Genomic DNA, 6,038 nt, shown 5'->3' on the forward strand with positions numbered 1-6,038 from the left:
CACCCCCTAACCCCCTCCCGCTTGCGGGAGGGGGGATGGCCGCTCCCCCCCCAGAGCCGTCAGTGCCGTCCGGTCGATCATGGGTCGGGCCGATGCTCCCCCTCCTCCTTCCAAGGGAGGAGGCCCTAAGTCCAATTTCCGCTGCGGCCCAAGCGTTTCACTCTCTCTTCTGCCGGGGGCATTGACCGGCACAAAGAGGGAGGATGTTATGAAAAGGACGCTGCTCCTCGCGAGCGCGGCCATGGGGCTGCTTTGCGCGACTGCCACGCCGGCCATGGCCGGGACCACCGCCGACCTGCTGAAGCGGCTGCATGAAAAGGGTATCCTCTCCGACGAGGAATATCAGGAACTGCTGAAGAATGAGAGCGCGGAGGCGGCCGCCGCGCCGGCCGCGCCGCCGGTGACGCCGGACGCGTCGGGCGGCGGGCGGACCGTCCGCATGACCGACAGCGGCGTCGGCTTCGAAATGGGCGACATCACGCTCAAATTCTCCGGATCGGTCAACGGCTTCTACGTCCATGACGATGGCGAGGCGCCCAGCGCCACCAACAGCGTGGTCGGCGGCGTGGCGACGGTGGGCGGCAACAGTTCCGCCATCCGCAACGGCCTGCTGCCCGGATTCCTGAAGGTGGAGGTCATGACCAACCAGGGCGGATGGGATGTGGGCGCGCATTTCGGCATGTATCCCGGCATCAATTCGGTCAACTATGCGGCGGGCGGCGGCGCGAACAGCCCCGGCAATCCGCGCGGGCTGCAGACGGCGGGCATCGATTTCCGCCAGACCTACCTGACCTTCGGCCGGCCCGGTTTCGGCGAGGTGAAGATCGGCCGCGACATCGGCCTGTTCGCCTCCGAGCAGATATTGAACGACATCACCCTGCTGTCGTCGGGCACGCCGGCGGGCAATGTCGCGCCGTCCAACACCACGCTGGGGCGGATCGGCGTCGGCTATATCTACACCGATTTCCAGCCGCAGATCACCTATACCACGCCCAGCTTCAGCGGCTTCACGGCCAGCATCGGCATTTTCGAGCCGCTGTCGTCGCTGACCGGACCGGCGGAGTCGAACAAGGAGCCGGGCTTCCAGGGCAAGCTGGTCTATGACGGCAAGCTGGGCGGCGTGGCCACCCGCCTGTGGGCGGCGGGCATCCGGCAGAAGCATGACGTGATCGCCGGGCCGGACTATACCGGCTGGGGCTGGGACGCGGGCGCGAAGGTGACGGTGGGTCCGCTGACGCTGGTCGGCACCTATTATGACGCGTCGGGCCTCGGCACGACGGCGCTCAACCTGTTCGACACCGATGGCCTGGGCAACAAGCGCGACAGCCATGGATTCTATCTGCAAGGGCTGGCGAGCTTCGGGAAATTCTCTGTCGGGGGCAGCTATGGCGAGAGCAATCTCGACTATGCCAATGCCGCCGACGCGCTGGCGAACCCGACGCTGGTGGACAAGAATTCCAGTTGGGTCGGGCAGGTCCGCTATGGCCTGACGAGCTGGGTCACGCTGCTCGGCGAATATGTCCACACCAAGTCGGAAGCGCATAACGGCAACCAGGCGAGTTCCGACGCCATCGCGGCGGGGGCCATCCTGTTCTTCTGATCCCGACCGAAGGAACAATGTCACGGGGCGGGGCCGCATCCTAACAGGGGTGCGGCCCCATTTTTTTCATGGCTGGACAATGGCCTGGCCGTCGAGGAACAAAGAAGAAGAGGCGCAGGGATGAGGAAGGGCATGTGGCTGGCCGGCACGGCGTTGGCGATTCTGGCGGGGCAGGCATCCGTCCAGAGCGCATGGGCGGACAATGCCGACGCCGTCGAGGCGGAGCGGCAGCCGATCGTCGTCACCGCGCCCGGCGGCGCGATCGACGCGGACGATGCGCTGCGCCTGACCGGCGCGGACATCGGTCGCGCGGGGACGCCCGACCTGCTGGGCGCGCTCACCCGGTCCATCGCCGGCGTCACCCTGCAGGACGCGCAGGGCAATCCGTGGCAGCCCAATCTGGTCTATCGCGGCTTCACCGCCTCGCCGCTTCAGGGGCAGGCGCAGGGGCTGGCGGTCTATCTCGACGGGGCGCGCTTCAACCAGCCCTTTGGCGACACGGTCGCCTTCGACCTGTTGCCGGAGGCGGCGATCCGCAGCGTCACCCTGTTCGACAGCAGCGCCGTCTATGGCCTGAACGCGCTGGGCGGGGCGATGGTGATCGACACCAGGACGGGCCTGAGCGATCCGGGGCTGGAGGCAAGCCTGACCGGCGGCCGCTTCGGTTCGCGGGAGGCGAGCGTGGCGGGCGGCCTCCGGAAGGGCGATTTCAGCGCCTTCGGCGCGTTCCAATATAGCCATGAGGATGGCTGGCGCGACCATTCGCCCTCCACGCTCTACAATGGCTATGCCGATCTGGGTTTCGACACGGCGACGGGCGGGCTGCATCTGAAGTGGATCGGCGCCGACACGGACCTGACCGGCAATGGCGTCGCGCCGGTCGAACTGCTGGCGGCGGACCGGCGCGCGGTCTTCACCTGGCCGGACAATGCCAGGGCGCGCTATGGCCGGGTCAGCCTGCATCCCTGGGTCGCGCTGGGGGAGGGGACGCGGATCGAGGGCACGCTCTATGCCCAGCAGTTGAAGCTGCGCACGGTGAACGGCGACGCCGCCGACATAGAGGGGTGCGAGGACGGGCTGCTCTGCCTGGAGACCGTCGAGGGGGCGGACGAGGCGTTGCTGACCGATGCCGACGGCCGCGCGATCGCCGATGTGCTGGGCGGCGAGGGCTATGGCGTGCTCAATCGGGGAAGGCTCGACAGCCGGGCGATGGGCGCGCTGGTCCAGATCATCGACGAGCGGCCGTTAATGGGCGGGCGCAATCACCTTGCCGTCGGCTTGAGCCATGACACGAGCCGCAGCCTTTTCGGCGCGGCGACCGAACTGGGCGCGCTGACGGAGGATCGCGGCGTGGAGGGGCTGGGGCCGGCCATCGTCCAGGCGGACGGCGCGATCGGGCCGGTGGGCCTGGTCGCCCATGCCAGCTATTGGGGGCTGTTCGCGCAGGACCGGCTGCCGCTGACCGACCGGCTGTCGGCGGAAATCGGGCTGCGCTACAATCATGTCTCCATCGCGATGCGCGACCGGATCGGCACGGCGCTGAACGGCGATCATCGGTTCAGGCGGCTGAACCCCGGCCTGGAGTTCGACTATCGGCTGTCGCAGGGGCTGAACCTGCGGGTCGGCTATGCGCAGAGCAATCGCGCCCCGACGCCCGCCGAACTGTCCTGCGCCGACGAAAATGCGCCGTGCAGCCTCGCCAATTTCTTCATCGCCGATCCGCCGTTGAAGCAGGTCGTCGCCAAAAGCTGGGAAGCGGGCGCGGGCGGGCAGGGCCGATGGGGCGGGTTCCGGCTGGAATGGCTGTTGTCCGCCTATCGCACGCGCAACCGCGACGACATTCAGTTTGTCGCGTCCGACATCCGGGGGCGCGCCTGGTTCCGCAATATCGGCGCGACCCGGCGGCAGGGCGTGGAATTCACCCTGAAGGCGATGCGCGGCGGCCTTTCCGGGGCGTTCAGCTATGCCTTCACCGATGCGACCTACCGGCACGATTTGGCGCTTTCCAGCCCCGCCAATCCGGCGGCGGACGAGGACGGCGTGATCCTTGTCCGGCCGGGGGACAGGCTGCCCGGCATTCCGCGCCACAGCGCGACGCTGTCGCTGGACTATGCCGGGCGCGGCTGGTCGGTCGGCGGCGACCTGATAGCGCGGACGGGGCAATATCTGGTGGGCGACGAGGGCAATGACCAGCCGCGGCTGAAGGGCTATGCGCTGGTCAACCTGCGCGCCGGGATCGACATCGTGCCGGGGGTGACGCTGTTCGGGGAGTTGCGCAACGCGCTGGACCGCAGATATGCGACCTTCGGCACGTTCACCGACGTCGGGGAGGTGGAGATGGCGCAGGCGCCCGACGCTTCCGATCCCCGCGCCTATGGACCGGGCGCGCCGCGCCGCTGGTATGCGGGGGTGAAGGCGCGGTTCTAGGACGGATCGACATTCAGCCCTGACGGCCTGCAAATGGTGCTAGTCGGGGCGGTCGATGCGGGGCAGAAGCCGCGCCTCCAGCCCCGGATAGAGGTGCGAGACGCTGCGTTGCAGTTCATAACGCGCCGCCGCCATGGTCGCGAAGCGCGGCGGAATCGGCAGTTCGCCCGCCTCCACCATGTCGAGGCCCGATTGCACCGCCTGCGTCAGCGCATCCTCCAGCCAGTCGATCCAGTCGCGGGTCTGGGCGATGGCGGCCCGGCCGCCCGGATCGAACGGGCCGTGACCGGGGACCAGGCCGCCATGCGGTTCCCGCGCCAGCCGGTCGAGACTGGCGCGCCAGCCGGGGAGGTCGGCGGTCGGCGTGCTGGGGGCGCGGTCGTGGAAGACGAGGTCGCCGCCGATCAGCAGGCCGCTGCGTTCGTCCAGCAGCGCCAGGTCCGCGCCGCTATGGCCCGAAAGCGCCAGCAGCCGCAGCCTGCGCCCGCCGAACTCCTCCCGTCCGGCGGTGATCGGCCGGCCCGGCAGGACCAGTTCGGTGCCGCGCATCCAGTCGTTCAGCAGCCGGTACATGGCGTCCGAATAGCCGCGCCCCTCCCGCGCCAGCGCTTCGATCGTGCCGGGCAGGGCGGCGACGATTTGGGGATCGAAGGCGGCGATGCCCATGCCGTGATCGGGATGCAGATGGGTCACATAGACGCGGACCACCGGCTGGCCGGTCAGTCCCTCCGCCACCTTGCGCAGCGCCTGTCCATAGGCGAGAGACGGGCCGCAGTCGCACAGCACCGTGCCGGCGGGCGTGGCGATGATGGCGATATTGGCGATGGCGCCCCCATTGGCCGGCCCTATGGGCGCGTCCGCGCCGTGGATCATCCAGATGCCGTCCGCGACCGCGATGGGGGCAATCGCATAGCTGCCCCGCGCCTGCGCCGGCGTGACGGCCAGCGCCATGCTCCCCGCGATCAGCCTGCGCCGGGTCAGCATCATCGCGGCAGGGGCGACTGGCGCGCGACGGACAGCGTCGCGCGATAATCGCGTCCATTGGTGTCGCGGGCATCGACGGCCAGCACGTCGCCCGCCGCCGCGTGGGGAATCAGGGTGATGGCGGGATCTTCCGCGACCGAGGCCCAGATTTCCATCCGGCCCAGTTCGCGACCGGCGGCGTCGCTGACGGTCAGTCGTTCCAGATGATAGGTGGGAATGGCGTCGACCAGTCCGGTGTCCATCGGGTGGCGGAAATTGAGGCGCAGGCGGCTGGCGGGAACCGGCTCCGCGACGGGCCAGGCCTCGCCCCTGATTTCCCCCAGATGCTGCGCCCAGTCGCCCTTGACGCGGCTGACCGGGGGCGTCGAGCAGCCGCCGCCGGCCGCGTCGATCCAGCCGCCCGACACCAGCCATTCGCCGCTCGCCAGTTGCACCGCGCCGCGCACCGGGGTGCGCTGGTCCAGCTTGATGCGGGTGGCGAGATAGGCTTCGCCGTCCGTCGGGCGATAGTCGATGGCGATGGGGATGGGATTGAGGTCCGCCAGCAGGACGATGCGCCGGACGCCGGCGATGGCGCGGGCGTCGATGGCGACGGGGAAGCTGCGCTGGTTCTCCGCGATCTCAGGGAAGCCGACCTTCACCCGCGGATCGAAGCGGACCGGATCGTCGCCGAACAGCAGCTTCGCATGGGCTTCCCACATCGGCGAACCCAGCGGGTCGGCGGGCACGGATGCGCCCGCCCGCGCCGCCAGCGCGAGCAGGGCCAGGGTCATGGCTGCGCAGCTTCGCCTTTTCACGTCCTTCTCCCTTGGTGCAGGTCTACAGCCGGGCGCGATGCGCTACCATTGGCCCTTGGGTCGGATGGGGAGGGAGGCGGAATGAGAAGGACGATCTGGGCCGGAGCCTTGCTGCTTTGCGCGGCGCCCGTGGCGGCGGAACCGCTGTTCGGGCCTGACGGCTATCGGATCGCCGCCTATCGCGCGCCCGTTTCCCGTCCGCCCGACGGGGTCGGGCGGATCGCGCCGTC

At 69.2% G+C, this 6,038-nt stretch carries 4 protein-coding genes; 2 read left to right on the top strand and 2 right to left on the bottom strand.

Annotation, left to right across the window (positions count from 1 at the left end):
* Positions 1 to 208 precede the first annotated feature (208 nt).
* Positions 209 to 1,600: a porin gene (locus L286_RS25260; protein WP_020821247.1), complete on the top strand. Its 1,392-nt coding sequence runs from the start codon at positions 209 to 211 to the stop codon at positions 1,598 to 1,600.
* A gap of 120 nt (positions 1,601 to 1,720) precedes the next feature.
* Positions 1,721 to 4,027, top strand: a complete 2,307-nt coding sequence (locus L286_RS25265) for a TonB-dependent receptor (RefSeq protein WP_020821246.1) — start codon at positions 1,721 to 1,723, stop codon at positions 4,025 to 4,027.
* 39 nt (positions 4,028 to 4,066) lie between these two features.
* Here L286_RS25265 and L286_RS25270 read toward each other — a convergent pair whose 3' ends face one another.
* Together L286_RS25270 and L286_RS25275 are read right to left on the bottom strand one after the other, a co-directional pair.
* A complete protein-coding gene (locus tag L286_RS25270) occupies positions 4,067 to 5,014 on the bottom strand; it encodes a quinoprotein relay system zinc metallohydrolase 1 (protein ID WP_020821245.1) in 948 nt (315 codons plus the stop codon).
* Positions 5,011 to 5,784 carry a quinoprotein dehydrogenase-associated SoxYZ-like carrier gene (locus L286_RS25275; RefSeq protein ID WP_020821244.1) on the bottom strand — a complete coding sequence of 258 codons (774 nt, stop codon included), beginning with the start codon at positions 5,782 to 5,784 and terminating at the stop codon, positions 5,011 to 5,013. Before L286_RS25275 ends, L286_RS25270 begins: the two co-directional genes overlap by 4 nt.
* Positions 5,785 to 6,038: the final 254 nt, after the last annotated feature.

It is taken from the genome of Sphingobium sp. HDIP04, from assembly GCF_000445085.1.
GTDB classification, from domain to species: Bacteria; Pseudomonadota; Alphaproteobacteria; order Sphingomonadales; family Sphingomonadaceae; genus Sphingobium; species Sphingobium indicum.